The sequence below is a fragment of the Actinacidiphila cocklensis genome (genome assembly GCF_907177275.1).
Taxonomy (GTDB): Bacteria; Actinomycetota; Actinomycetes; order Streptomycetales; family Streptomycetaceae; genus Actinacidiphila; species Actinacidiphila cocklensis.
This window is the reverse complement of record NZ_CAJSLV010000112.1, coordinates 1-25,465: the sequence shown is the minus strand read 5'-3', so window position 1 is coordinate 25,465 and position 25,465 is coordinate 1. Positions and strand designations below refer to the sequence as shown.

General features: G+C 73.5%; 22 protein-coding genes. 11 read left to right on the top strand and 11 right to left on the bottom strand.

The genetic code is table 11. From position 1 onward, the window contains the following. A partial coding sequence (locus NFU81_RS37500) for a bacterial transcriptional activator domain-containing protein (protein ID WP_251500710.1) occupies nt 1–2,004 on the top strand: 2,004 nt, incomplete at its 5' end. Nucleotides 2,005–2,307: 303 nt separating this feature from the next. Here the strand turns inward: NFU81_RS37500 and NFU81_RS37495 are convergent. Beyond that, nucleotides 2,308–2,895 carry a CGNR zinc finger domain-containing protein gene (locus NFU81_RS37495; protein ID WP_251500708.1) on the bottom strand — a complete coding sequence of 196 codons (588 nt, stop codon included), beginning with the start codon at nt 2,893–2,895 and terminating at the stop codon, nt 2,308–2,310. A gap of 95 nt (nt 2,896–2,990) precedes the next feature. Between NFU81_RS37495 and NFU81_RS37490 the strand changes: the two genes are divergently transcribed. Then, nucleotides 2,991–4,259 (top strand): MFS transporter, encoded by a 1,269-nt coding sequence (locus tag NFU81_RS37490; protein ID WP_251500706.1) that lies wholly within the window; start codon nt 2,991–2,993, stop codon nt 4,257–4,259. 140 nt (nt 4,260–4,399) lie between these two features. Here NFU81_RS37490 and NFU81_RS37485 read toward each other — a convergent pair whose 3' ends face one another. The 3 genes from NFU81_RS37485 to NFU81_RS37475 form a co-directional block, all read right to left on the bottom strand. Continuing rightward, nucleotides 4,400–6,025: a transporter gene (locus NFU81_RS37485; RefSeq protein WP_251500705.1), complete on the bottom strand. Its 1,626-nt coding sequence runs from the start codon at nt 6,023–6,025 to the stop codon at nt 4,400–4,402. After that, nucleotides 6,022–6,903, bottom strand: coding sequence for an ABC transporter ATP-binding protein (locus tag NFU81_RS37480; protein ID WP_251500703.1), 882 nt, complete (start codon nt 6,901–6,903; stop codon nt 6,022–6,024). Before NFU81_RS37480 ends, NFU81_RS37485 begins: the two co-directional genes overlap by 4 nt. 119 nt (nt 6,904–7,022) lie before the next feature. Further along, the gene (locus NFU81_RS37475; protein WP_251500701.1) at nt 7,023–7,679 is read right to left on the bottom strand and encodes a bifunctional DNA primase/polymerase; all 657 of its coding nucleotides are present in this window, start codon (nt 7,677–7,679) and stop codon (nt 7,023–7,025) included. A 394-nt stretch (nt 7,680–8,073) separates the two neighbouring features. On the opposite strand from NFU81_RS37475, the gene NFU81_RS37470 reads away from it, so the two are divergent. Both NFU81_RS37470 and NFU81_RS37465 read left to right on the top strand, forming a co-directional pair. Beyond that, nucleotides 8,074–9,453: an NsdA family TPR-like regulatory protein gene (locus tag NFU81_RS37470; protein ID WP_251500699.1), complete on the top strand. Its 1,380-nt coding sequence runs from the start codon at nt 8,074–8,076 to the stop codon at nt 9,451–9,453. Between the two features lie 227 nt (nt 9,454–9,680). After that, nucleotides 9,681–11,117, top strand: coding sequence for a hypothetical protein (locus tag NFU81_RS37465; RefSeq protein WP_251500697.1), 1,437 nt, complete (start codon nt 9,681–9,683; stop codon nt 11,115–11,117). 118 nt (nt 11,118–11,235) lie between these two features. On the opposite strand, the gene NFU81_RS37460 is transcribed toward NFU81_RS37465, so the two are convergent. After that, nucleotides 11,236–12,495 (bottom strand): ABC transporter substrate-binding protein, encoded by a 1,260-nt coding sequence (locus tag NFU81_RS37460; protein ID WP_251500695.1) that lies wholly within the window; start codon nt 12,493–12,495, stop codon nt 11,236–11,238. A 160-nt stretch (nt 12,496–12,655) separates the two neighbouring features. On the opposite strand from NFU81_RS37460, the gene NFU81_RS37455 reads away from it, so the two are divergent. Beyond that, the gene (locus NFU81_RS37455) at nt 12,656–13,102 is read left to right on the top strand and encodes an SCO4402 family protein (RefSeq protein ID WP_251500692.1); all 447 of its coding nucleotides are present in this window, start codon (nt 12,656–12,658) and stop codon (nt 13,100–13,102) included. 45 nt (nt 13,103–13,147) lie between these two features. Further along, the gene (purU, locus tag NFU81_RS37450) at nt 13,148–14,026 is read left to right on the top strand and encodes a formyltetrahydrofolate deformylase (RefSeq protein ID WP_251500691.1); all 879 of its coding nucleotides are present in this window, start codon (nt 13,148–13,150) and stop codon (nt 14,024–14,026) included. Nucleotides 14,027–14,045: 19 nt separating this feature from the next. Here purU and NFU81_RS37445 read toward each other — a convergent pair whose 3' ends face one another. Further along, on the bottom strand, nt 14,046–15,353 hold the full coding sequence (locus NFU81_RS37445) for a maleylpyruvate isomerase N-terminal domain-containing protein (RefSeq protein ID WP_251500688.1): 1,308 nt from the start codon (nt 15,351–15,353) through the stop codon (nt 14,046–14,048). Continuing rightward, nucleotides 15,350–15,961, bottom strand: coding sequence for a sigma-70 family RNA polymerase sigma factor (locus NFU81_RS37440; RefSeq protein ID WP_251500687.1), 612 nt, complete (start codon nt 15,959–15,961; stop codon nt 15,350–15,352). The genes NFU81_RS37445 and NFU81_RS37440 overlap by 4 nt, the downstream gene beginning before the upstream one ends. Before the next feature lie 236 nt (nt 15,962–16,197). On the opposite strand from NFU81_RS37440, the gene NFU81_RS37435 reads away from it, so the two are divergent. Together NFU81_RS37435 and NFU81_RS37430 are read left to right on the top strand one after the other, a co-directional pair. Next, nucleotides 16,198–16,572 (top strand): STAS domain-containing protein, encoded by a 375-nt coding sequence (locus NFU81_RS37435; RefSeq protein ID WP_422665388.1) that lies wholly within the window; start codon nt 16,198–16,200, stop codon nt 16,570–16,572. A 396-nt stretch (nt 16,573–16,968) separates the two neighbouring features. Beyond that, nucleotides 16,969–17,376, top strand: a complete 408-nt coding sequence (locus NFU81_RS37430; protein WP_205047330.1) for an ATP-binding protein — start codon at nt 16,969–16,971, stop codon at nt 17,374–17,376. 57 nt (nt 17,377–17,433) lie between these two features. Here the strand turns inward: NFU81_RS37430 and NFU81_RS37425 are convergent, their stop codons facing one another. Continuing rightward, nucleotides 17,434–18,381, bottom strand: a complete 948-nt coding sequence (locus NFU81_RS37425) for a GlxA family transcriptional regulator (RefSeq protein ID WP_251500711.1) — start codon at nt 18,379–18,381, stop codon at nt 17,434–17,436. A gap of 289 nt (nt 18,382–18,670) precedes the next feature. Between NFU81_RS37425 and NFU81_RS37420 the strand changes: the two genes are divergently transcribed. After that, the gene (locus NFU81_RS37420) at nt 18,671–19,996 is read left to right on the top strand and encodes an MFS transporter (protein WP_251500684.1); all 1,326 of its coding nucleotides are present in this window, start codon (nt 18,671–18,673) and stop codon (nt 19,994–19,996) included. Nucleotides 19,997–20,075: 79 nt separating this feature from the next. Here the strand turns inward: NFU81_RS37420 and NFU81_RS37415 are convergent, their stop codons facing one another. The 3 genes from NFU81_RS37415 to NFU81_RS37405 form a co-directional block, all read right to left on the bottom strand. Continuing rightward, the gene (locus NFU81_RS37415) at nt 20,076–21,245 is read right to left on the bottom strand and encodes a flavin-containing monooxygenase (RefSeq protein WP_251500682.1); all 1,170 of its coding nucleotides are present in this window, start codon (nt 21,243–21,245) and stop codon (nt 20,076–20,078) included. 189 nt (nt 21,246–21,434) lie between these two features. Beyond that, nucleotides 21,435–22,331: a trypsin-like serine peptidase gene (locus tag NFU81_RS37410; RefSeq protein WP_251500679.1), complete on the bottom strand. Its 897-nt coding sequence runs from the start codon at nt 22,329–22,331 to the stop codon at nt 21,435–21,437. A 188-nt stretch (nt 22,332–22,519) separates the two neighbouring features. Further along, a complete protein-coding gene (locus NFU81_RS37405) occupies nt 22,520–23,167 on the bottom strand; it encodes a TetR family transcriptional regulator (protein ID WP_251500676.1) in 648 nt (215 codons plus the stop codon). Nucleotides 23,168–23,474: 307 nt separating this feature from the next. Here NFU81_RS37405 and NFU81_RS37400 point away from each other — a divergent pair, with 307 nt between their 5' ends. After that, the gene (locus NFU81_RS37400; RefSeq protein WP_251500666.1) at nt 23,475–24,269 is read left to right on the top strand and encodes a VOC family protein; all 795 of its coding nucleotides are present in this window, start codon (nt 23,475–23,477) and stop codon (nt 24,267–24,269) included. A gap of 234 nt (nt 24,270–24,503) precedes the next feature. Continuing rightward, the coding region (locus tag NFU81_RS37395) for a serine/threonine-protein kinase (protein ID WP_251500664.1) at nt 24,504–25,465 on the top strand (962 nt) is incomplete at its 3' end.

Sequence of the window (25,465 nt, the reverse complement as noted above, 5' to 3'; positions counted from 1 at the left end):
GCCCAGGCCCCGCCGGCCGCGCCCGCCCACACCCCGGCTCCGGCCCCCGCTCCCGATGCCGCCGCACACGCGCCGGCGACCGCGACCGCCACGGAGCAGGGCGCGCACGGCGGCGGGCTGTCCGCCCTGCCCGAGGCCCTCATCGCCGCCCCGCTGCTGGCCGCGGGCCTGCTCGCCGCGCTGGGCCGCAGGCGGCGTACAACACTGTGGCAGTCGGTCGCCGAGGGAGTGCTGCGCACCCCGCGTACCCCCGCGGGACCGCAGGCCGACGTCGCGGACGCGCTGCGGATCGGCGCCGACCCCGACACCGTCGCCTTCCTCGACCGGGGCCTGCGCGCGCTGTCCGCGCGGCTGGACGCAGAGGGCCGCCAACTCCCCACCGTCTACGCCGCGTGGGTCACCGCGGACGAGCTGCACCTCCAACTCGCCTGGCCCGAGGGCCGACCGCCCGCCCCCTGGCAGCTAGGCCAGGACGACACGTTCTGGCGGCTGGCCCGTGCCGCGCTGCCCGAGGACGCCGACACCGCGGCGGCAGCGCCGTACCCGGGCCTGGCGGTACTGGGCACCCTGGACGGGGCGCGGCTGCTGCTCAACCTCGAATCGGTGCCCGGCATCGTCTCGCTCAGCGGAGCCAGGTCGGACCGGGAGGCCGTACTCGCCGCGATCGCCGCAGAGTTGGCCACCAACGGCTGGTCGGACCGGATGACGGTGACGCTGGTCGGCTTCGCCGAGGACCTGACCGCGCTGGCCCCCGCCCGGGTACGTCACCTCGCCGACGTGCCCGAGGTCATCGAGATCATGGCCGCGGAGACCGCGCAGCGCCTCGCCGCGCTCCGCAACGCCGGCCAGGACAGCGTCCTCACCGGCCGTACCGGCCGCGCCCAGCACACCCAGTGGGCGCCGCACCTGGTGCTGATCGCCGCCCGGCCCACCGAGGAGGAGGCCGAACGCCTCGCCGAACTCGCCGCCGACGCCGGGCGGCTGGGCATCGGCTACCTGGTCGCGGCCGGCACCGCCGCCCTGCCGGGCGCCGCCTGGGAACTGGACGTCAGCCCCGCCGGCCGGCTCACCGCACCGCTGCTCGGCCTCGACCTCGCCGCGCAGCGGCTCCCCGCCACCCAATACGCCGCCGTGCTACGGCTGTTCGCCGAGGCCGGCGGCGGGGGCGACGGGCCGGAACCCGGTCCCGACGCACCCCCCTTCCTGGTCGACCTCAGCGACCAGGGCCGCCCCGGCATCTACGCCAGGCTCCTCGGCCCCTTCGAACTCATCGGCGTCGAGGCGCCGTCCGCCGAGCGCAGCGCACTGCTGCACGAGGCCCTTGCGCTGCTCCTGCTGCACCGCGAGGGCGTCCACCCGCGCGTGCTCGCCTCCGCGCTGTGGCCGCGCGGGGTGACCGAGGACGTACGCGACGCGCTCGTCGAGCGGCTGCGCGACTGGCTCGGCACCGACGCCGACGGCACGGCACGCATGTCCTTCGACGACACCGGGCGCATCGTGCTGTCCACCTCGGTCGTCTCCGACTGGGACGTGCTGCAGACGCTGCACCACGAGGCCGACAGGGGCGGTGCGGCGGGCGACCCGGCCGCCCGCCGCCGGCTGCTCACCGACGCGCTGTCGCTGGCGCGCGGCCGGCTGCTGGAGGACCGCGCCCCCGGGCGCTACGGCTGGCTCGCGCACGAGATCGTGGACGCGCAGCATCCGGTGCTGGTCGCGGAGATCGCGCTCGCGCTGTCCGCGCTGCATCTCGACGCCGCGAAGCCGAAGGCGGCGGTTGCCGCGGTGGAGACGGGGCTCGGTGTCGCGCCGGACGACGAGCGGTTGTGGCTCGAACTCCTGCGGGCGGCGCACGCCACGGGTGATCCCGCTCGCGTCGAGGCCGCGGCGGCCACGCTGCTGGCCCGCGCCCACGCCCTCAACGGCCCCTCCCGGGGCCTGCCCCCACGCGTCGAGGCGCTCCTCGATGACCTCCTCCCCACATGGCGTGGCCGCCTGGCCAACTAGCCGTTCGCCGCCGGGCGTTTCCCCACCAGGTGGGTTCCCTTGCAGTGAGCCTTCGCCTTTCCCGCCGTCCCGGCTGGGCTCGCGGTTCCGCGAGCCCCTGAAAAGCGCCCACACTCCGCGGAAGAGGGCACCCACCCCGGAGCGCGGGAAACTGCGCGCTCAGGCGCGATGGCGAGGAAGGGCGAAAGCCCACGGGAGGGGCCACCCATCCAGGGGCGCGGGGAACTGCGCGCGCAACCACGACGGCGGGGATGGCGGCAGCCCGCCGCAAGGGGCAATCACCGCAGCCGCTGGTGGCGGCCCCTATACGCGGGCGCGAAGCGCAGACTTCTTCGCTCGGTTGCCGCACACGTCCATCGAGCACCAGCGCCGCGTTCCGGGGCGGGAGTTGTCGAGGAAGAGGGCGCCGCAGTCGGGGGAGGCGCACGCGTGGACGCGGGGGAGGAGGGCGGGGGAGGCGGCGAGGTCGAGGGCGTCGCGCGCGACGAGCGCGAGCACCGCTCGTACGGGATCGTCCGCGCGCCGCCGCAGTTCGCCCTCGGCGGTGAGGTACGGCACGGGCACCGCCGCGGCAGCGGCCCGGTTGAGCCGGGTCCTGGCCGCCGCGGCCGGGACCACCGGGCCGCCCGCGGCCACCGCCGCGGTGACCAGCGCGTACGCGGCCTCGCGCAGCGCCCGTGCGGCGAGCACGTCGGCGGGGGTGGGCGGCGGGGCCGACCGCGGACCGTCGATCAGCGGCCCGCACTGCCGTACCCACGCGGCAAGCGCGGCGGGGTCCGCCAACTCCTCGGTCACGCCGGGAGTTCCGCGATAGCGCAGGGTCCGCAGGTAGTCCAGGGACAGCCGTCCCGCGCCCTGCCGGAATCGCGGCGTTGCGGTGATCTCCTTCATACGGGCCAGCCTACCGGTGGAACCGGTTTGACTGGTACGGTCGTTGCACCGGTCAAACCGGTTCCGTTCGCGCCCGTCCGCGCAGTGAGGTGTCGATGTCCCAGCCCAACGGCCCCGCCGACCTTGCCGATTCCGCACCCGGGACGGCCGGCGCGGTCGTACCGCCCGGGCAGAAGGCGGCACCGGAGCCGGCGCAGGCCGGACCGCCGCGGCGGCTGGTGGTCCTGCTCGCCGTCTCCTGCGGACTGACCGTCGCCAACCTGTACTACGCCCAGCCGCTGCTCAGCGAGCTGCGCCAGTCCTTGCACATCGGATCGGTCGTCGCGGGCAGCCTGGTCACCGCCACCCAACTCGGCTACGCGCTCGGCCTGCTGCTGATCGTGCCGCTCGGCGACGTCACCGAGAAGCGGCGGCTCGCCACCCTGCTGCTCTCCCTCACCGTCGGCGCGCTCGTCCTCGCCGGGGCGGCGCCCGACTTCGCCGTCCTGCTGGCCGCCTCGCTCGTCCTCGGGTGCACGCTCACCGTCGCGCAGATACTCGTGCCGTTCGCCGCGGACCTCGCGCCGGACGCGAGCCGGGGGCGGGTCGTCGGTCAGGTGATGAGCGGGCTGCTCACCGGGATCCTGCTGTCCCGCACCGTCGGCAGCGTGGTCGCGGGCGCGACGAGCTGGCGGGTGGTCTACCTCGGCTCCGCCGCGCTGATGACCGTACTGACGCTGGTGCTGCGCTCGGCACTGCCGCCGCGGCAGCCCGCCGCCGCGCTGCGGTACGGGGCGCTGCTGCGGTCGACGGTCCGGCTGCTCAAGATCCATCCGGCGCTGCGCCGCCGGGCGCTCTACCAGGCGGCGATGTTCGGGGCCTTCAGCGTCTTCTGGACGACCATCTCGTTCGTCCTCACCGCCGCGCCCTTCCACTACCGGCAGTGGCAGGTCGGGCTCTTCGCCCTCGCGGGCGCCGGCGGTGCGCTGATCGCTCCGCTGGCCGGGCGGTGGGCGGACCGCGGCCTGGTCAGGCCGATGACCGCGGCCGCATTCGTCGCCGCCGCGGTCGCCTTCGGCGTGGCGGGGGTGGGGCGGCACAGTGTGCTGGCGCTCGGGGCCGCTGCCGTGCTGCTGGACATGGCTGTCCAGACCACGCTGATTCTCGGGCAGCACGTGGTCTACCAGCTCGACGGGGGAGCCAGGGCGCGGCTCAACAGCGCGTTCATGGCCACGTTCTTCGTCGGCGGGGCGGTGGGGTCGCAGGCGGGCTCCGCCGCGTATCACCTGGGCGGTTGGCCTGCGGTGGCGGTACTGGGCGCCGCCCTCCCCCTCCTGGCCCTCGCCACCACCTTCCCCCGGCGCCCCGCCACCCTGCCGGCCTGAGCCCGCCCCGGGGCTTCCCTCCGGGGAACCGCACGCCCAGCCACGACGGCCCCAGGGACGAAAGCCCACGGCAAGGGGCACCCCTGCAGGAGCACGGCCGTGCACCGAGCCGCACCCTCCGCGAGGGAGAGACCCAGGGCTCAGCCCCGGACCGTGGCGAGGATCTCGGGCAGGCGGTCGAGGAGCCGCGGGGCTGTCAGCCGGAGGGAGGCGCCGGCCAGGACGGCGCCGTAGACCGTTCCGACGGGGAGGGCGAGCCACAGGAGGCCGTGGTGGCCGGTCAGGTGGAGCGCGATCACCGGGGCGAGCACCGGAAGGCACAGCGCCGCCCCGGTGAGGGTGCCGCCGAAGACGTTGATCGCGACCAGGCCGCTCTGGCCGGGCGCGGCATTGGCGAAGGGGTTGTCGCGCGGCACCGCGTACGGAAAGCGCACGCTGGCGAAGCCGCCGGTGGCGACGAGCGCGCCGACGAAGGCGAAGGACAGGCCGAGCGTCTCGGCCAGGGCGTCGACCTGCCCGAGCAGGACGGCCGCACCGGTGGTCACCACCGTGACGTAGGGGACGGCGATCAGGGCGATGGCCAGCGCACGGCCGCGCAGCTCCGACTCGGCGTCGCGGCGGTCGGCGATCGTGGCCATGACGGTCCAGAAGGCGGCGCCGTCCAGGCCGAACTGGTTGTACATCTGTATGCCGAGCAGGCCGGCGGCCCACAGGCACTGGTAGACGGTGCCGTGCTGGACGACCGCGACCAGCGGCAGCAGCAGGCCGACCGCGAGCCCGGTCGCGAGCGCCGCCTTGGCCCGCGGGTCCCGCCACATGTAGCGGAACTGCCGCTGCATCACCGTGCCCGTACGGCCCGGGGGCAGCCGCAGGTGCAGCCGGGAGCGCCCGGCGGCGGGGCCGCGCGCCTGGGACGAGGCCTCAGGTGCGGCGGCGATCGTGGACGCGTCGGGCGACACCATCAGCCGGAAGAGGCTGCGGTGCCACCAGCGCAGCACCAGGGCGACCACCGCGAGGGTCACGGCGAGCTGTACGGCTGCCAGGCCGTACGCGCCCCGGCCGGTGGAACGGACCGCGTCGACCGCGGTGGCCGGCGGTATCCAGCGCAGCACGGACGCCGCCGACGTGGCCCGGTGCAGCCCGTCGGTGCCGGACAGCGAGCTGATGCCGAGGTTGACCAGCTGGGCGCCGACCGCGACGAACAGGCCGCTGAGCAGTGCCAGGTCGCGGCCCCTGCGGCTGGTCAGCAGCCGGGTGTTGGCCGCGGCCACGGCACGGGACAGGGCGACGCACAGCACCAGCAGCAGGGCGACGGAGAAGACCGCGACGACGACCGCCGCAGGGCCGTGCGCGACGGCGGTCACCGCGCCGGCCGCCAGCAGCACGGTGAACACCGGGCCGACGCCGATCAGCGACGACGTGAGCAGAGCGGTCAGCAGCGGGCGCGGGCGCAGCGGCAGCATGGCCAGCCGGGTCGGGTCGAGGGTGTCGTCGCCGCCGAAGAAGAACAGCGGCATCACCGCCCAGCCGACGGCCAGCACCACGGCCACGGTGACGGAGACCGCGGGCGCGTAGTGGTTGTCGCGCAGCGCGATCATGCCGGCGCCGTTCGCCAGCGCGTAGAGCATCGCCAGGCCGACACCGACGCACCAGCCGACGGTCCGCCCGCGGGACTGGCGCAGCCCGTTACGCATCAGCGACAGCTTGAGCCGGACGAAGACGCCGGTGACGGAGGGGGCGGCGGCGGGCGGCGCGGCAGCGGTCATCGGGAACCGCCGCCCAGCCAGTCCAGGTCCTGCCCGGTGCGCCGGTCTGCGCCGACCAGGGACAGGAAGGCGTCCTGCAGGGTGGGCGCGTCACCGCGCACCTCGGCCAGCGGGCCGCGCGCCACGATCCGGCCCGCGGCCATCACCGCGACCCAGTCGCACAGGCTCTCCACCAGCTCCATCACGTGGGAGGAGAAGACGACCGTGCCGCCGCCGGCCGTATAGCGCTCCAGCACACCGCGGATGACCTGTGCCGACACCGGGTCGACGCCCTCGAACGGCTCGTCGAGGAAGAGCACTTCGGGATTGTGCAGCAGCGCGGCGGCCAGGCCGATCTTCTTGCGCATGCCGGTCGAGTAGTCCACCACCAGTTTGTGCTGGGCGGGCGTCAGGTCGAGCACGTCGAGCAGCTGGGCGGTGCGCTTGTCGACCTCGGCGCCGGGCAGGCCGCGCAGCCGCCCCGTGTAGGCGAGCAGTTCGCGCCCGGAGAGCCGCTCGAACAGCCGCAGGCCCTCGGGAAGCACACCGATCCTGGACTTCACCGCGACCGGGTCGGACCACACGTCGCGGCCGTTGATCTGCACGAGGCCGTCGTCCGGCCGCAGCAGGCCGGTGACCATGGACAGCGTGGTGGTCTTGCCCGCGCCGTTCGGCCCCACCAGGCCGATGAAGCGGCCCGCGGGCAGGTCCAGCTCGATGCCCGCGACGGCCGCCTGCTCGCCGAAGCGCTTCCACAGGCCGCGCACCCGCACCGCGGGGACCGGGCCTGCGTCCGACGCGCCCCCCTGCGCCTGCCCGCTGCCGCCGGCCGCCCCGTAGTAGGGCAGGGGCGCCCCCCGATCCGCCCGCGGCGGTGTGCTTTGCGGCTCCTGTGCCATCTCGCGGCCTCCCCGTGTCCGTGCCCGCGCTGGTCCCACGCGTGCTGCCACACTACGGGGGACCACTGACAGTGACGAGGGGGCGTCGTTGGGTGCGGTCGGTGACCGGGTTGCGGGGGTCAGCGGGCGCGGGCCGCGGCCGCCTCCCGGCCGCACGCGTAGGCCAGCGGGCTCAGCAGCTCCTCCGCGTCCGGCAGCCAGCGGTTGGCCTGGCTCGGCGGGCGGACCCACTGGACGCAGCCGCCGGGCGAGGTCCTGGTCGGCGGTGCGACGACCCAGCCGCCCTCGCCCAGCACCGACAGGTCGAGCGACTCGGGCGGCCAGCCGAGGCCGCGCAGCAGCTGGGGGACCTTCGCGCCCGCGCCCGGCAGGACGAGGAAGTACAGGCGGCAGCCCGGAGCGCCGAGCACCGGGCCGAGCGGCAGGTTCATCCGCTCCATCCTGGCCAGCGCCAGGCAGCCGGCGTCCTCGGAGACGTCGACGGCGTCGAAGCTGCGCCCGGTGGGCAGCAGGATCGACGACTCGGGCTGCTTCTGCCACATCCGCCGCACGGCGGGGGCGCTGCCGCTGCCGCGGACCGCCCAGTCCGGCCGGGTGGGGTGTGCGCCGGGTGCGGCGCAGCCGGCGGACTCGCAGGAGCAGCGGGGCGCACCGGAGGCATCGGTCTCCAGCCATGAGCCCGGCAGTACGTCCCAGTGCCGTTCCTCCGCGTAACGAACCGCCGCGTCGAGGAGTTGACCCGTGAACTGGCGCGGGACTCCGATGCTGTCTCTCACGCGCTGCACAACTGTGCCGGTGATCGAGGGTTACGGGGTGATGTCGCGGCTCATGCCGGGCGCACTGATGCACTGCCGGGGGCGCGTACGGGAAGGGGGTGTCCCAGGCGGGTAGGCAGTGGGGGGCGGCCCGCCGGGCGGCCCCGGTGAAGGACCGGCAAAGCGGGGCATTTTATGCCCGAAGTGTGGGAAGCATCCGCACGGGGAGCCGAGCAGCCGCACAGCCGTACGGTCGGCCCTCCCGGCGGCGTACGGCCGCCGGGCGCACCGCAGTTGAGTCGCGCCGCCGCGGGGCCGCAGGGACCCGGAACCGTACCGAGACAGAGCCGTAGAGCCGTAGAGCCGTACAAACGTCAGTCACCAGGACGGGGTTGACGAGGACGAGGGGGACACCATGGCCGCAAGACCGCTTGTGGCGCGGCAGCCGAACGAGCGGCTCCAGTCGCTGATCCAGGAGGCCGGCTGCTCCAACGCCGGGCTCGCCCGCAGGGTCAACATGTGCGGGGCGGAGCACGGCCTCGACCTGCGCTACGACAAGACGTCGGTGGCCCGCTGGCTGCGCGGCCAGCAGCCGCGCGGCAGGGCGCCCGGCATCGTCGCCGAGGCCCTGGGGCGCAAGCTCGGCCGCGCGGTGTCGATAGACGAGATCGGCATGGCCGACGGCAAGAACCTGGCCACCGGCATCGGCCTGCACTTCGCGCCGACCGTGCTGGGCGCGATCGAGCAGGTCTGCGAGTTGTGGCGGAGCGACGTCGGAAGGCGCGACTTCCTGGCCGGCTCCACGGTCGCGGCCTCCGCCCTTGTCGAGCCCAGCAGGGACTGGCTGATCACCCGCCCGGACCAGGGCGTGGCGCGCAACGGCGGTGCCAGGGTGGGCGCTTCCGACGTCGAGGCGGTCAAGGCCACCACCCAGGCGCTCACGGAGCTGGACCACCGGTTCGGCAGCGGCCATGTCAGGCCGGTGGTGGTGCACTACCTCAACAGCGTGGTGTCGGGCCTGCTGGCGGGCAGCTACCGGGAGTCGGTGGGTCGCGAGTTGTTCTCCGCCGTCGCCCGGCTGACCGAGCTGGCGGGGTACATGGCGGTGGACACCGGCCAACCGGGCCTGGCGCAGCGCTACTACATCCAGGCGCTCCGGCTCGCCCAGGCCGCCGGCGACCGCGGATACGGCGGCTACATCCTGGCCGCGAGCATGAGCCATCTGGCCGCCACCCTCGGCAACCCCCGGGAGATCGCCCAACTCGCCCGTGCGGCGCAGGAAGGAGCCAGGGGCCAGGTCGGCCACACCGCGGAGGCGATGTTCTACGCGGCCGAGGCGCGCGGCCACGCCCTGCTGGGCGACGCGCGCACCTTCGCCGCCGTCGCCGGGCTCGCCGTCGGCGCCATGGAGCGCTCGGAGCCCGACCAGGACCCGCCGTGGATCGCGCACTTCGACCACGCCTACCTCGCCGACGAACTGGCCCACTGCCACCGCGACCTGGGCCAGGCCGCGCAAGCCGCCAGGCGCGCGGAGGAGGCGCTCGCCGCGCACCCCGCCACCCGCACCCGGCGCCGGGCGATCGACATGCTGCTGCTCGCGGGCGCACAGGTGCAGCAGCGCGAGATCGAGCAGGCCTGCCGCACCGGTACCCAGGCCGTCACCCTGCTGTCGGGGCTGCGCTCGGACCGCGGCGCCGAGTACCTGGAGGACTTCCGCAGGCGGCTCGACCCCTTCTCCGCCGAGCCCTCGGTACGCGAGTTCGGCGCCCGGTTGGAGGCGCAGGACGCCGCGTAAACGGCCAACCGGCAAGTACGCGCCGAATCGTTACCTGACCGACACCGTTCTCATGGAACGCCGCAAAGTGCTGGAGAAACCCGGCGGCGCCGCCTCCCGCGGCGCCCCGGACCGCACGTCAACGCGATGTCCGGGCGTTCACTCGTTCGGGTTCGTGGCCCCTCTCCTACTTCACCCGGTAGCGTGTGCAGACGTCCGACACTGGGTGAAGGCGGGAGTCAACGGCGATGCACAGCAACGGACGCGGCGAGGAAACGTCCGAACCGTACCGGGGCGTCGTCCTCCCGGCAGGGCAGCAGCCCCCCGCGGACTATGGCGGCGACCAGATCCAGCCCGCCGGCGGCACGCCCTGGGGTGACCCGGGGCAGCAGGGCGGCGTTCCGCCCGTACCGCCGCAGGCCCCGTCGTATCCGCCGCAGGCCGTCGAGCCCCCGGACGCCACGCAGATGCTGCCGCCGTATCCGGGCGCAGGACCCGCGCCCATGGCGGCACCCGCGCCCATACCCGCGGCCCCGCCGCAGCCCGCCGCCCCGGTCGCCGACGCCACGCAGATGCTGCCGCCCTACCCCGGCGCGGTCCCGCCCGAGCCCGCCCCTGCGGAGGCCACCCAGGCGCTGCCGCTCTTCCAGGAGCAGCAGCCCTTCGACCCCTACGGGCAGCAGCAGCCGCAGGGCTACGCCGGGCAGGAAATCCCCGAGCAGCCGCAATATGCGGAGCCCCAGCAGTATCCGGAGCCGCAGCCCTACGTAGCCCCGCAGTCGTACGGCGGCCAGCAGCAGTTCGCGCCGCAGAACGGCTACGAGCAGCCCGGCGAGCAGCCGGGACCGCAGCACGACAGCGACTACGACCACCTGTTCAGGAACGACGTCCCGGGACCCGAGCCGCTGCGCCAGCGCATCATCCAGCCGCCCTCCGCGCAGCAGCAGGCCCAGCAGCAGGCCCAGCAGCAGTCGTACGGCCGGCCGCCGTGGGAGCCCGGCTATGCCGACGACGGTTACGACGAGGACGACGACGGCCGCCGGATGTCGCCCAAGGTGCTGATCGGCATCGTGGTGGCCGGCTGCGTGGTGGCCGGCCTCGTGGTGGGCGCACTGATGAACGGCGGCGGCAAGTCCGGCACCGATGCCAAACCGTCCGCGTCCGCCACGGGGCAGTCGACCGGGTCCGGGTCGGCCTCGGACAACCCGAAGCCCGCCGCGGACGGCGATGCGGAGGCGCAGGCCAAGGCGCTGGACGCGCTGCTCAACACCAGCGGGGCCAGCCGCAGTTCCGTGGTCAGCGCGGTCGAGTCGGTCCGCAACTGCAAGAACCTGCCGGGCGCGGCCTCCGACCTGCGCGCCGCCTCGGCCCAGCGCACCGGCCTGGTCACCCAGCTCAACGGCCTCGCCGTCGACAAGCTGCCCAACCACGAGGCGCTGACCACGGCGCTCACCAAGGCCTGGCAGGCGTCCTCCGCCGCCGACGGCCACTACGCGGCGTGGGCCGACCAGGCCGCGGGCGGCGGCAAGGTGTGCAAGGGCGGCCACGCCAAGCAGACCGGCGAGTCGCAGGCGGGCGCCAAGGAGAGCACCACTGCGACGGCCCAGAAGAAGGCCGCGGTGAAGCTGTGGAACAGCATCGCCACCAAGTACGGCCTCACCCAGCGGCAGTACAGCCAGCTCTGAGGTTCCGCACCGGCGCCGACGGGCGTTCCCGGCGCATATTGCCGCGGCCCGCGAGTCCTGGCCTGACCAGGACCGCGGGCCGCGGCAATATACGTCGCCGATCGCGCGGCAACGCGCCTCAGTGGAAGCTCGACGCCTTCCGAAGCGTCGCCGCCACGTCCACGAAGCCCGAGCCCTGCTGCACCAGCTTGCCCTGCCTGACCACCTGGTAGGTGACCTTGGAGTCCACGAGGCGGGCGTGGTCGGGGATGTTGAGCAGGTCGGTGTCGGTCCAGCCCAGGTCGGGGGTCAGCCCGCCGGTGGACAGTTTCGTGGTGCGGTCCAGCGCCCGCTGCACGGTGTCGGCGGTGACGTCGGTGTCCTTCTCCATCCCCCTGATCACCTTGCTGAAGACGGTGTAGGCGATCCAGGTGGTCTGCACCCCGGGGTCGGCGACGTCGATCCGGTCGTCGGAGAAGGCGTACTTCTCGACGACCGCCTTCATCTCGTCCCACTTGGGGTCGGACGCCGGCGGGTACCAGCCGGTGACGACGGCGTTCTCCAGCGGGCTGTGCGGGCCGCCGGTGGCGTCCACCAGGGACTGCTGGACGCTGCCTATCACCGAGGACAGCCTGACCTTGGGCGGCGTGTCGCCGAGCCTGCGCAGCGAGTCGAAGAAGGTGCTGGTGTGGTCGCCGAGCACCGCGGACACGCAGGTGCTCGCCTTGTTGTCGCCGACCGCCCGCTGCGCCACGTCGGTGTAGTCCGAAGCGTCGTCCTGGGCGGGCAGGTCGCGGGCGACGGGGCGCCCGGCGGCCGTGAGGCCCTGGTCGAGGAAGATCGGGAACTGGTCACCGGTGATGGTGTCGGGCCGCACCAGGGCGACCTTCTTGCACAGCCTGGACAACTGCCCGCCGCTGCCCGCGAGCAGCGCGGGCAGCCCGCCGTTGACCGGGTACGACAGCGGGCTCTGGAACTCGTCCTGCGTGATGCCGTAGCCGCCGAGATAGGCGATGTCGTTCGATTCGAGCGCCGTGCTGAAGGTGCCGCCCTCCTCGCTGTACGAGCCCACGACGGCGACCGCGTGCGCGTCGGCGGCCTGCTGGGCGCACTGCGAGACCGCGACCGAGTCGTTGTGCTCGTTGCAGGTCAGCACCTTGAGCTTGCGGCCGTTGAGCCCGCCGGTGTCGTTGACGTAGTGCTCGAAGGCCTGGGCCATGGCGATCATGCCCGGCATGTTGGTCGCCCCGGTGTCCTCGGGCGCCCAGGTCATCACCACGACGGGACCCGGGGAGCCCCCCGCGCTGCCCGGGAGCACGCCGCAGCCACTGAGCAGCGCACCTGCGGCCAGCAGCGGGACGACAGCCTGGCGAGCCCTGCACACGCGCCGTTCAGTCATAGATACGGAAGATTCCTGTCCGCGCCCAACACGAGGGTGACTGCACGGGAACGGCGAGTCACTTTCGGGTGAATTACAGGTGCCGCCGTTCGACTGCGTACGATTGCCCGTCGTGCAAGGTTCGGAGAAGTCTTCCCGTCGCGGCCGTGTCTCCTCCACGATGGGAGGCATGCCCCTCAACGACATGCCGTGGTGGCGCTGGCGCAGCAATGTGCGCTCGGCGCTGCACATGATCAGCGACCCGGTCTTCCAGCGCGAGGTCTGGCAGAGCGGACGGCCGGGCTACGGGGACGTCACGGACGCCGTCTACCGCCTCGTCGAGGACACCTGGCTCGACAACTGGTCGGCGGACAAGTACGTCGGCACCATATTCCGCGACCCGCAGGAGGCGGCGCTCGTCGACGTCGCGGTGCTGCGGGTGCTGAAGATCCTGCACCAGGTGGGGGCCGACGCGCCGGCCTCCGCGTATCTCGACCACCCCGGCTGGCCCGACGCGGTCCAGGCGGCGCGCGAGGCGCACGTCCTGATGGCCGGCGCGGACGGCGAGGACCCGGACAGCCCGCCGCGCTCGCTGGAGGTGCTGGCGATCTACACGCGTTCCGCGTGACGGACAGCCCGGCGCGGGCGCGGCCGGGTGTGCGAGGCTGACCGGGTGAACGAACAGCCGTCGCAGCCGCCCGTCGAGCCGCAGTACGTCCTGACCCTGTCCTGCCCCGACAAGCAGGGCATCGTGCACGCGGTGTCCAGCTACCTCTTCATGACCGGCTGCAACATCGTGGACAGCCAGCAGTTCGGCGACCGCGACACCGGGCTGTTCTTCATGCGGGTGCACTTCGCCGCCGAGTCGCCGGTCGACGTGGACAAGCTGCGCGCCAGCTTCGCGGCGGTCGCCGACGCCTACCACATGGACTGGCGGATCCACCCGTCCGCCGAGCGCATGCGCATCGTGCTCATGGTCAGCAAGTTCGGGCACTGCCTCAACGACCTGCTGTTCCGTACCAGCATCGGCGCCCTGCCGGTGGAGATCGCCGCGGTGGTCTCCAACCACACCGACTTCCGCGAGCTGGTCGGCTCCTACGGCGTCCCCTTCCACCACATCCCGGTCACCCGCGACACCAAGGCCGACGCCGAGGCGCAGCTGCTCGGCCTGGTGCGCGCCGAGGGCGTGGAACTGGTGGTGCTGGCCCGCTACATGCAGGTGCTGTCCGACAACCTGTGCCGCGAGCTCTCCGGCCGGATCATCAACATCCACCACTCCTTCCTGCCGAGCTTCAAGGGCGCCAAGCCCTACCACCAGGCGCACGACCGCGGTGTGAAGCTGATCGGCGCGACCGCGCACTACGTGACGGCCGACCTCGACGAGGGGCCGATCATCGAGCAGGAGGTCGAGCGGGTCGGCCACGAGGTCACCCCCGAGCACCTGGTCGCCATCGGGCGCGACGTGGAGTGCCAGGCGCTGGCGCGCGCGGTGAAGTGGCACAGCGAGCACCGGGTGCTGCTCAACGGCCGCCGTACGGTCGTCTTCGCCTAGCAACCACGAACTTCGCTCCTCAGAGCCGGGACAGCGACGCGGTGGCGTAGAGCACGTCCCGGATGACGTCGCGGTCGCCCTCCTGGCCGAACGCGATCCGCTCCGGCTCCAGATGGCCCGCGGCGAGCTGGCAGAATTCCACGCCGTCCAGCACCACATGGGCGACGGCGTGCTCGCGCGAGGCGACCGCGCCCGGCGAGTCGAGCGGCAGGTACCACCGGCCGCCGCCCGCGCCCTCGATCTCCAGTAGCAGCGACCGCCCCGGCGACCCCGCGTCGGCGAGCCGCCCGGCCGAGTCGGCGAGCCCGTCCCTGCGCCGGTGGGCGATCGCGGCGGGCAGCATCCTGGCCGCCAGGTCGATCATCCGGTTCATATTGCGCGGCGAGGGCGGATCGTAGGGATATGCCACGGCCTCGGCAATGTCCCACGCGTGGATCCAGCACTCGAAGGCGCGGTCCACGAAGGCGTCCCGCAGGGGCAGCGCGAACGACCCGTAGTCGACGCCGATACGGGCCGCGCCGCCGCCCGCGAAGGACACCGTACGCAGCAGGGTGTGGCTCTGCCCGCGCCAGACGTCGCGCAAGTCCGCGCCCGCGCCCGACTCCTCGGCGGCGGCCCGCTGCGCCGCCCACAGCGCCTCGGTGCGCCGCATCGGGTCCAGCGGCAGGTCGAGGCCGCCCTTCCGGTCCGTGTCCGGCACGTCGAGGGCGACCGCGACCAGGCCGTCCACGGTGGTGAGATGGGTGATGACCTCGCCGACGGTGACCTTGCGCGTCACCGGGGCGCCGTCGTACCAGCGCAGGTCGACCGGCTCGTGCCAGTAGCTGTCGCCGAGGTCGCGCAGCAGCGCGTCGAGCCTGGCGGCCTCCGCGTCGTACGGCCCCGCCCACTCGGGCACCGGGATACGGGCCGGGCGGCGGCCCAGGCACCCTTCGAGCACCCGGGCGCGCAGCAGCGGATCGAGGTCGAGGCTCTCCTCGCGGTGCAGCAGGCCCACCGCGTCCCGCAGCCGCAGCGCCTCCTCGGCGCAGGCGGCGCAGTCGGTGAGGTGGACCTCGACGGCCAGCGACTCGTCGCGCGAGCACACCGCCAGCGCCCAGGCGCCGAGCAGGGACTTCAGGGTGCCGTGGTCGTACAGCGGCAGCCGGGTCGGCGGGGCCGTCTCCGGTACGGGCGGCGGCGGTACGGGCCGCGGCGGCCCCGCCGGGGCCTGCGGCTCGCGGACGGGGAGCGGACTGCCGGACTGGTCGCGCTGGTTCGGCACCCGGGGAAGGCCGTCGCCTTCGCCCAACGGCCCGTTGCCGTTGTGGTACGCGGGGCCGCTCACGGCCGGCTCCTGCGGCCCTGGCCGCGTGCGTCGAACGGATGGGTGGCGGTGCCCCGTTCCAGCGGGCGGATCTCCAGGCTGTCGGCCGGATCCATTGCCGTGGACAGCAGTTGCAGGCCGAGCCGCAGCCGGCGCCGCGACTCGTCGGCGCTCACCCCGAGGTCTGTCGCGGCGGCGCGGTAGTCCAGGCGCTCGCGGTAGGCCAGTTCGAGCGCGTCGCGCAGCGGTGCGGGCATCGAGGTGACGATGAAGTCGGCGCGGGCCGCGGTGTTGGCCTGCCGGACCCTGGCCTCGACCTCGGTGGCGGTCGACCGCCCGCGGCTCGCGTACTGCCGCAGCCGGTGCACCGCCTGGCTCTGGGTGAGGGCGGCGATCCAGGACCGCAGGGAGCCGTGCTTGGGGTCGTAGTCGTCCGGGTTCTCCCAGATGTAGCCGAAGACCTCGCGGGTGATCAGATCGGCTGCCTCGTCGTCGTCGAGCACCCGGTGGGCCAGGTTGTGCACGAGAGTGGCGTAGCGGTCGTACAGCTCGCCGAGCGCGGCCTCCTCGCCGCGCGCCAGCCGCTGCTGCATCTTGCGGTCCCAGCGTGGCGGTGCGGGTGTCGCCATCTGCCGCCCCCTTGCGTCGTCGGCCGTGCAACCTTGCCAGGTGTGCGCTGCACTCGACCGTACCCGCCGCCCGTCGCGGCATGCGTCCCTTTGCACCAACCTGGCCCCTCATGTGATCGGTTCTGTCGGTCTGTTATCCGGGTGTGACCGGAAGATTGCAGAGTTACAGCTGGGAACGGGCATAGGGTCGTTGTGATGACGAAGCTGAACCCGACAGCGAGGCGAGGTGCGGTCCCGTGCTGGTGACCCGGGCCGAGCAAGACGGCTGGGCGGTGGTGACGGTCGCGGGCGAGATGGACCTGATCTCGTCGCCCGCGGTACGGCAGAAGGTCCACGACGCGGTCGCCGAGGGGCGGCGCAGCGTGGTGCTCGATCTGGCCGACGTGCGCTTCTGCGACTCCAGCGGGGTGGGTGTGCTGATCGGCGCCCGCCGGCTGATGCGTTCCTGCGCCGGACGGCTGCGGATCGTGCTGCCCGAGGAAGGTGCGGCCTCCGCCGGCGGGGCGCATGTCAACCGGGTGCTCGCCGCGCTCGGGGTACGGCGGCTGTTCGAGGTCTTCCCCGACCTGGCCGCCGCCACCGACGACGCCGCCCAGCCGCTGAGCGCCTGACAGGCACCTGCGGGCCGCCGCGGGCGGCCGCCGGGCTGCCGTGAACCGCCGGTACGATCCGATTACGGAGCGTCCGCACGGAGTTGTGTCCGATGCGTGACTTGTTACGCGGTGGAGTCGGCACCTACCTCGGGTACGCTCCATCGGGTGCGCGTACGTTCACGGCTGCTCCGAGGAACCACCCGGTCGAACCGGGTGGCGCCCAGGTCTGGGCGTTGCACGCCCCGTCCCGAGCGCCGCGCAGTATGCAGCACCCGTGGTCCATTGCGATGGAATATGACGGAAGCGCTTGTTGGAGTGACTGTCGGTCAATCATGCTGTGTGAGGTCGGGGTCACGCACGGTGATCCTGGGCAGGCGTGAGGCCATGTGTCCGCCGGTTCGGATGGTGTGAGCAGTGCAGATGCTGCAGGTGCAACTGGAGGTCGGTGTCGACCCCGCGGAAGTGGGGCGGGCACGCCGCTGGGCGAGGTCGCGGCTGGTCGGGTCCGGAATAGGTGCCGACGAGCCGGTCGCCGAGACGCTCATCCTGCTCATCTCGGAACTGGTCACCAACGCGGTCGTGCACACCGGCTGCCCCGCGGTGCTGCGGATGCTCTTCCCCGCCGCCCCCGCCGCACCGGTACGCGTCGAGGTCGCCGACACCAGCGAGACCCCGCCGGCCCCGCGGCACGCCCAGCGTGACGAGACCGGCGGCCGCGGGCTCGAACTGGTCGACGGCCTCGCCGACCGCTGGGGCTGGCAGCCCGAGGGCGCGGGCAAGCAGATCTGGTGCGAGGTCGACCGCGCCGCCGCCCTGCGCTGACCCGGCGCCCCGGGTGCGGCACCGACCGGTCCGCGCTCAGGCCTGACCGGCCCGCCCTCAGGCCCGACCGGACGGCTGGAAGGTACGCCGGTAGGCGGTCGGCGACACGCCGAGCGTCACCTGGAGGTGCTGCCGCATCGAGGCGCCGGTGCCGAAGCCGGCCTTCCTGGCGATGAGGTCCACGCTCAGGTCGGTCGACTCCAGCAGCTGCCTGGCCAGTTCGACCCGCTGCTGGATCAGCCAGCGGCCCGCGCTCATCCCGACCTCCTCACGGAAGCGCCGGGTGAAGGTGCGTACGCTCATCGACTCCCGCTCGGCCAACTCCCGCAGCGTGAGCGGCTGGTCCAGCCGGTCGAGCGCCCAGCTCCTGGCCCGCTCCGTGCTGGCCAGCTGCGGCTCCGGCAGCGGCCGGCGGATGTACTGCGCCTGCCCGCCCTCGCGGTGCGGCGGCACCACGGTGCGGCGGGACACCGAGTTCGCGACCGCGGTACCGCAGTCCCGGCGCACGATGTGCAGGCACAGGTCGATCCCGGAGGCCACCCCCGCAGAGGTCAGCACGTCCCCGTCGTCCACGTAGAGCACGTCGGGGTCGACCCTGACCTGCGGGAAGAGTCGCTGGAAGTGGTCGGCGCTGGTCCAGTGCGTCGTCGCGGGCCGGCCGTCCAGCAGGCCCGCGGCGGCCAGCAGGTACGAGCCGGTGCAGATCGACACCACCCGCGTGCCCGGCCGGATCGCCGCGAAGGCGGCCCTGAGCGGTGCGGTGAGCACGCCCTCGGTGTAGACCGCCCCCAACTCGTGGGACGCGGGCACGACGACGGTGTCGGCCTGGGCCAGCGCCTCCACCCCGTACTGCACCACGATCGGGAAGTCGGCGTCGGTCTGCACCACCCCCGGCTCGACGCTGCACGTCGCGATCTCGTACAGCGGCGCACCGTTCTCGGCGCTCACGGCGGACCCGAAGATCCGCAGCGGGATGCCCAGTTCGAACGGGATCACCCCGTCCATCGCGAACACCGCGACATGGTGCCGCTCCGGGTGATGGAAGACCTCGGCGCAGGCCTCGCCCGAAGCCCCGGTGGCGGCCGCGATGGCGGCCCCGGTCGTGGTCCCGGTGGCGGCCCCGGTCGTGGTCCCGATGGAGGCCTCCGCGTACGGCGGGGCGGCAGGCTGCGGGCGTGCGGACGCGGACGGCGGGGGCGGCGGCAAAAGCGGCGGGACGGCCATGGCTCGATTCTTGCATATCGTGGCCATCGGGCCACTCGTCGCGCCGTTCGGGCCGCCCGAGACTGATCACGTGACGCAGACATCTCAAGCTCCCGCGCCCGCCGCCGGCGGCGTCCCCGCCACTCCCGGCCGCCGACCGCGCCCGCACCGCGCCTGGGCGGTCGCCGCCGTCACCTTCGTGACGCTGATCGGTGCTGCTGCATTCGCCTCCCTCCCGGGTCTGCTGATCGACCCGCTGCACTCCGAATTCGGCTGGTCGCGCGGCATGATCGGCCTGGCCGTGTCGATCAACCTCGCGCTGTACGGGATCACCGCCCCCTTCGCCGCCGCGCTGATGGACCGCTTCGGCATCCGGCGGGTCGTCGTCTGCGCCCTGCTGACGATCGCGCTCGGCGCGGCGCTGACCGTCTCCATGACGCAGGTGTGGCAACTCATCCTGTGCTGGGGCGTCCTGGTCGGCCTCGGCAGCGGGTCCATGGCCCTCGCCTTCGCCGCCACCGTCACCAACCGGTGGTTCGTCGCCCGCCGCGGCCTGGTCACCGGCGTCCTCACCGCGGCAGGCGCCGCAGGGCAGTTGGTCTTCCTGCCGCTGCTGTCCTGGATCACGGAGAACCACGGATGGCGGCCGGCCGCCGCGATCGTGGCGGGCGCGGCGGTCTCCGTCGTCCCCTTCGTCTGGTTCCTGCTGCGCGACCACCCCGCGGACGTGGGCCTGGCCCCTTACGGCGCCACCGAGTTCGTCCCCAAGCCGCCGCCCGTCAGCGGCGCTGCGGTCCGGGCGCTGGGGGCGCTCCGTGAAGCCTCGCGTACTGGCACCTTCTGGCTGCTCGCGGGCTCGTTCGCGATCTGCGGGGCCTCCACCAACGGCCTCGTCAAGACGCACTTCGTGCCCGCCGCCCACGACCACGGCATGCCCGTCACGGCCGCCGCCTCACTCCTCGCAGTCATCGGCATCTTCGACATCGCGGGCACGGTGGCCTCCGGATGGTTCACCGACCGCATGTCGCCGCGCCGGCTGCTGGCCGTCTACTACGGCCTGCGCGGACTCTCGCTCATGTTCCTCCCCATGCTGCTCGACGACAGCGTCCATCCGCCGATGGTGCTGTTCATCGTCTTCTACGGACTCGACTGGGTCGCCACGGTGCCGCCGACGATCGCCCTGTGCCGCGAGCACTACGGCGAGAACAGCGCGATCGTGTTCGGATGGGTGCTGGCAGCCCACCAGATCGGTGCCGCGCTCGTCGCCTACCTCGGCGGTGTGGCCCGTGATGCGTTCGGTTCGTACAACGTCGTCTGGTACACCTCCGGTGCGTTGTGCGCGCTGGCCGCGCTGATGTCCCTGGTGATCCGCCGGCGGCCGGTCGCCGCGCCTCCCGCGGTGGCGGTCGTCGTGTGAACGGACCGCCGCACGGCCCCGGTTCCGCCTCCGGCTTCGATCACTCGAACGAGTGATCGAAGTCGGAGGCTGTCGCAGGTCAGCGGCTGATGCGGGACGCGGCCCTGGCGATCCGGCCGGCGTCGATCGCCATCTCGCGGAACATCCCGCTGATCGGGTTGGTGAACCCGGTGAAGAACAACCCGGGGGCGCCGGGCGGGGTGCGCGAGCCGTGCGCCACGGGGCGGCCGCGGCCGTCCAGCACCCCGAGGTGGCCGACGAGGCCTTCCAGGCCCCGCCGGTAGCCGGTCGCGGCGATCACGACCTCGGGGGCGGCCTGCGAACCGTCCGCGAGGTGCACCTGGTCGCCCTCGAACCGCTCGACGGCGGCGACGGGTTCGACCTTCCGCGACTGCACCGCGTCGATCAGGCCGACGTCCTGCACCGGGATCGCCCCGTCGAGCACCCGGGCGTACAGCCCGTTCTCCGGCCGCGGCAGGCCGTACGCGGACAGGTCGGGCACGCTCATCCGCTCGATGTACGGCGCCACCCGGTCGACCAGCCGGGGCGGCAGCCGCCGGACGAGGATGCCGCTGGCCTGCGCCGGCCAGCCAGCGGTCGAGCGGCGCATGATGTGCGGCGGGGTGCGCACGGCGAGCCGTACTCGGCCCGCACCGCCCTCGACCAGGTCGACGGCGATCTCGGCGCCGGTGTTGCCGACCCCGACGACCAGGACGTCGCGGCCCGCGTACGGCGCGGCGTTGCGGTAGGAGGAGGCGTGCAGCAGCTCGCCGGGGAAGGTGTCGCGGCCCGGCCAGTCGGGTATGTGCGGCGCGTGGTTGAAGCCGGTGGCCACCACGACCACGGGCGAGCCGAGCACCCGGCCGCCGGTGGCGGGCAGTTCCCATCCCGCGTCGCCGCGCTCGACCCGGTCCACGGTGATCCCGGTGGTGATGTCCAGGCTGTGGTGCTCGGCGTACTGCTCCAGGTAGCGCACGACGTCGTCACGCCCGACCCAGCGGCCGTACGCGCGGGGTATCCGCAGCCCCGGCAGGGCGGAGAGTCTTCGGGTGGTGTGCAGGTGCAGCCGGTCGTAGTGGCCGCGCCAGGACGCGCCGAGCTGCTCCGCGCGCTCCAGGACCAGCGGGCGCACGCCGTGCTGCCGGAGCGCCGCCGCCGCGGCAAGGCCGCCCGGGCCTGCCCCGATCACGATCGCGTCCGGTGTCGCGGCCAGGCCCGCGGCCGCGGGGAGTGAAGTGGGGTCGGGCATGCGGAACTCCTGTTGTGGGGCGGCGTACTGGGTGCGGTCGAGAGCGTAGCCGCTGGGGAGTGTCCGCAAAGTCCCCTCTGGCCGACGGCACATGGCACGCGCGCGATCCCCCGGAGCTTCCCCGGGAAGGTGCCGACGGCCGTGCCGGTCCCGGCGGAGCAGGTCCGGACGCGGGCGGGCCGGGAGGTGTCAGGCGCGGGTGGCGGTGCGGTAGAGCGCGAGCACGGCGTCCGAGAACAGGGGGCTGTAGGAGATGCGGTCGTCGGGACCGCCGCCGTCCAGACCGCCGATCAGGCCGATCACCGTACCGGTCCTGCCGCGGGCGCCGTCGGCCAGCAGCCAGGGGCTCCCCGAGGTGCCGCCCGGGAAGCCGCCGCAGGTCAGCCGCAGTTGGTGCCGCTCGCCGAGGCGTTCGGTGGTGGTCGTGCAGGTGACCGCCCGGTCGGCGGGGTCGTCGCCGAGCCGCGGATAGCCGACGACGGTGACGCGGTTGCGGTAACCGGGGGTGCGCGCCAGCCGGTTGGCGCCGGTGGCGTCCTCGACGCGGCGCCCGTGCGGATCGGGCCGCACCTTGGCGAAGGCGACGTCGTAGTCGGAGGCCGCGTCGTCGTCCGGTGCCCAGCGCGGATCGGTGAAGACCTCGTCGACCGCCCAGATGCCGTACGGCTGCCGGCCGGAGCCGGCGCGGTACTGCGGGACGAAGCCGATGTCGCTGCCCGGCTCGCAGTGTGCCGCGGTGAGGATGAGGTCGTGGCCGGGGCTGTGGACCACGCTCGCGGTGCAGTAGTGCGCGGCCAGGTCGTCGCCGACGGAGAAGAGCACGCCCACGGTGGGCACCCCGGCGAAATGCACCGCGGCTCCCTGCGGCCCCGGTGCGCCGGAGCCGCCGGCCGCCTGGGCGATCCGCGCCGGCCTGCCGCCCGAGGCGGGCATGGAGCCGGCCATCCGCTCCGGCGTCCAGAACCGGGCCGCCGCCTGCGCGGTCCACTGCGGCGCGGTGGGCACGCCGCCGTGCACCGGCCACAGCACGGCCAGCAGCACGAGCAGCGCGGTGGAAGCCGTCGGCAGCAGCTTGCGTCGCAGCACGGGCGTGGCCCCCTTCGGCGCCGGAGGCGGGTCGGGGCCGCGGGTCCGGCGCCGGGGCGGCCGCCGCGCCGGCCGGACGGTCCTGCGCCCGGCCGCCTTGCGCGACGCGTGGGCCCGCCCGCCGTACGCGATGCGTGAGCCCTGCCGCCGTACGCGACGCGTCAGCCCTGCCGCCCGCCGCCGCGCGGCTACTTCGGCGGCTTCTTGCCCGTCACCCCGAGGTGCACGAGCAGCGCCAGGTTCGGCTTGAGGTCGGCCTGCTTGACGCCCGAGCCGGTGAAGCCCTTCTGGTGGGCGGCGACCCCGGCCAGCATGGTCACCAGCGAGCCGGCGATGGCCGGTGCGCTGACGTCCTTGTCGACCCTGCCTTTGCCCTGCAGCTCCTTGATGGACTCGGTGAGCGAGCCGGTCACCGCGGTGAGGATCTTGGTGCGGATTTTGGAGAAACGTTTATCCCCCTCCGCGGCACCGAGATCGATGACGCGCAGGATGGCGTCGTTCTTCCGCCAGAAGGAGAAGAAGCCGTCGACGAGTTCGTCGGCCGCCTGGGCGCCCGACTTGCCGACCCAGGAGCGGCCCGCGACCAGTTCGGTGAGGCTCGCCCCCTCCTTCGCCATCTCGTCGGCGAGCTCCAGGACGGCGCCCTCGACGTCGGGGAAGTACTGGTAGAAGGTGGCGGGCGAGGTGCCGGCCATCCGTGCGACGTCGATCACCTTGACGTCCCGGTACGGCGACGTGCTGAGCATCTCGCTCAGGCAGTCGAGCAGCTTCTGCCGCGTCGCCTGCCCTCGGCGACCCGCGACACGTCCGTCGACGGTGCGAACTTGTCCTGTCATGCCGTCAGTTTACCGATGCGTCATCCCCGCGCGATTTGGCCGCGTGCAAATGGGGAGGGGGTGTCTGGTGGTGCGGAAGACGCAGGTCAATGAGGGTTTCCTGGGGCTAACCGGAACCCGTTTCCGGGCCGGCGGGGCGGCTGGTATGCCCGATTTGCAAACTTTTGTGGTGCGCGGCGACCGGGTCCCGGAAGAATTGACCATATGTTCGAATTAGGCCCCGCACTGTGGGGAAGATCACTGGCTACGGTGGCAGAAACGGCCGTCGAGCAGGTGGCGACGACCACGCGAGAGAGGGGACGGGACCATGACCGCATTCACCGAAGGCACGCCCTGCTGGGCCGACGCGGCGCTGCCCGACCTGGCGGCCGGCCGGCGGTTCTACGGGGAGCTGTTCGGCTGGACCTTCGAGGACCAGGGCGAGGACTTCGGGCACTACACGCTCGCCTTCCGCGACGGCAAGGCGGCCGCCGCCCTGATGAGCAAGCCCGATCCCGCGATGCCCACCGCCTGGAGCGTCTACTTCGCCTCGGTCGACGCGACCGGGGCGGCCGCGCGGATCGGTGCGGCGGGCGGCCAGGTCGTCTTCGGCCCCGACAAAGCGGGCGAGGCCGGGGTGATGGTGGGGGCGGTCGACCCCGGAGGCTCGGTGTTCGGCGTGTGGCAGGCGGGCGAGCACCAGGGCTTCGAGATCACCGAGCAGCCGGGCGCCTTCTGCTGGACGGAGAACCGCACACGGGAGGCGGCTGCGGTCGACTCCTTCTACGAGGCGGTGTTCGCCTACCGGGCCGAGCAGATCGGCGACGGGCAGCACTTCGACTACAAGGTGTGGTCACTGGCCGCGGACCCGGAGCTGCAGATCGGCGGACGGCTGAAACTGGGCGCGGAGCTGCCCGGTGAGCAGCCCGCGGCGTTCCGCCTCTACTTCGCGGTGGACGACTGCGACGCCGCCGTCGCGACGGTTCGGAAGCTGGGCGGCCGGGTGACCGACGGGCCCGCCGACTCGCCTTTCGGCCGGCTCGCCACCGTCGCCGACGACCAGGGCGCGGTCTTCACGGTCATCGACCCGCGGCGCAGCGAGGGCTCCATAGAAGGAAGTTGACGCAGCCCGCACCCTTTCCGGCGCGTTGCGGCGCTGCCGGTGCGACAGGTGGCGGATGATAACGAGTTCGCTCCCTGGGCGTGTCGTGACGGCCCCGGGTTCGCAACCGGCGCCCTTCCCAGGAAGAATCAGGTCCGTACTCTGGCGTGGGCGCGGGGAACGGACCGCGAAGGGCAGGACGCACGGACGCGGAGCACGGCCGCAACAACGCGGGTACGGGGAGGTGGCAGGGCAGTGGTGGAGCAGCTGACGCAGCACGACCCGAGACGGATCGGCCCTTTCGAGGTGCTGGGACGGCTCGGCGCCGGCGGCATGGGGCTGGTCTATCTCGCCCGCTCGGCATCCGGCCGCCGGGTGGCGATCAAGACCGTACGCGCGGAGCTCGCCGAGGATCAGCTCTTCCGGGTCCGCTTCACGCGTGAGGTGGAGGCCGCCCGCGCCGTCTCCGGCTTCTACACCGCCGCCGTGGTCGACGCCGACCCGCGGGCCGCCGTGCCCTGGCTCGCGACCGCGTACGTCCCGGCCCCCTCCCTGGAGGAGATCGTCAACGAGGCGGGGCCGATGCCCGCGCAGGCGGTGCGCTGGCTCGCCGCCGGCATCGCCGAGGCCCTGCAGTCGATCCACGCCGCCGGCCTGGTGCACCGCGACATGAAGCCGTCCAACGTGCTGGTGGTGGAGGACGGGCCGCGGGTCATCGACTTCGGCATCGCCTCCGGGGTGTCCAACACCCGGCTGACGATGACCAACGTCGCCGTCGGCACCCCCGCCTACATGTCGCCCGAGCAGGCCCGCGACTCCCGCAGCGTGCGCGGTGCGAGCGACATCTTCTCGCTCGGCTCGACCCTGGTCTTCGCCGCGACCGGGCACGCGCCCTTCCACGGGGCGAACCCGGTGGAGACCGTGTTCATGCTGCTGCGCGAGGGTCCCGACCTGAGCGGGCTGCCCGACGAGCTGCGCCCGCTCATCGAGTCCTGCATGCGGATGGAGGCCGAGGGCCGGCCCACCCCGGCCGACCTGCAGGCCCAGCTGGCCCCGCATCTGTTCTCGACCGGCAGCGACGACACCGGGACGGCGTCGGCCTGGCTGCCGCCCGGGGCGGTCGCGCTGATAGAGCAGCGCCGCAGCGGCCGGGTCCCGGCCGCCGCGGACAGCGGGCGCGGCGCGCACGCGGCGGGCCGGCCGCGGGTGTCCGAGCC